This window comes from Streptomyces sp. NPDC051173 (genome assembly GCF_040689515.1).
GTDB lineage: Bacteria > Actinomycetota > Actinomycetes > Streptomycetales > Streptomycetaceae > Streptomyces.
In genome coordinates, this window is sequence record NZ_JBFBBD010000195.1 from 1 (window position 1) to 1,021 (window position 1,021).

General features: G+C 68.1%; 2 protein-coding genes. Both read right to left on the bottom strand.

Going from position 1 to position 1,021, the window contains the following annotated elements; genetic code table 11:
- Positions 1–68 precede the first annotated feature (68 nt).
- The gene (locus AB0435_RS34330; protein WP_366428767.1) at positions 69–260 is read right to left on the bottom strand and encodes a hypothetical protein; all 192 of its coding nucleotides are present in this window, start codon (positions 258–260) and stop codon (positions 69–71) included.
- On the bottom strand, positions 257–1,021 hold a 765-nt coding region (locus AB0435_RS34335; protein ID WP_366428768.1), incomplete at its 5' end, for a phage portal protein. The genes AB0435_RS34330 and AB0435_RS34335, both read right to left, overlap by 4 nt.

Here is a 1,021-nt window from a genome sequence, read left to right on the forward strand (position 1 = left end):
GCCGAGCTGCTTCGCGATCAGTGGCAGCACGTCCTGGGCGCGTGTCGGATGACCGGGCCCCATCGAGATCACCACCCTTCGACCGGCGCGAGGAGCTCGTCGGGCCGAGGAAGCCGGTTCCGGGTCATGAAGCTGGTGACCTCGTCGACGGACTCGAAGGGCCCGACCGCCCGGCCACCGTCGTAGCCGTACCAGCGGACATGAAAGCCGCCGAGCGCCGCGGCGTCGAACTCCTCCGCATGCCCGCGCAGGACGCTCACATCCGGGCCAGCGCCTCGTTCAGGCACTGCCGGTACAACTCGTCCCATAGCTCCTCCGGAGGCTCGCCCTGGGCTGCGTCACCGGCAAGACCGGGCTTGTCCTCGGGGCCCTGCGGCTGCGGGCGCCCATCCGGGACGGGCGCCACCGGGTCCGGTGCCGGGTCGAGCTCGGCGTCGGGGACACCGGGCACGTAGCCGTTGACTCCGGCCGCGGTGAGCGGCGCGGTCCGGTAGGCAATCGTCGCCTTGGACATGGTCGCCATGTCCGCCCAGAAAACCGGGCCCTGCCGGTCGAGGAGGATCGCGTCGTCGCCGCCGTCGATGGGAGGTTCCCCGATCTCCGCTCGCCAGCGATTCACGGTGTAGGCGCCGGAGTTCAGGCGGATCTGCCGGATCTCCTCGACCACCTTGCTGTCCCGGAAATCGATCTCGGCGAACTCCAGATGCCAGTCGGCGATCCCGAATCCCCGCATCAGCAGGTGGAAGTTGAGCTTCTCCAGGATCAAGTTCGCGATGGGAATAATGGTATTGACGCGGAATGTTTTATCCTGGCCCTCTGCCGTGCCGCCGCCGATATTTCCGCTCTCGATGATGCCGAGCTTAGCCGGGGGGACCCCGAATGCCGCGATGATCTGGTCCCGCAGCTGCCGGTCCGCATCGAGGTAGTCGGTAACTTTGCGCTGGTCCAGGACCCCCACCGACGCGCCGCCCGTGGTCAGCAAGGGCTCGCCGACCGCCTTCGGACCCAGGTTGAACACGCG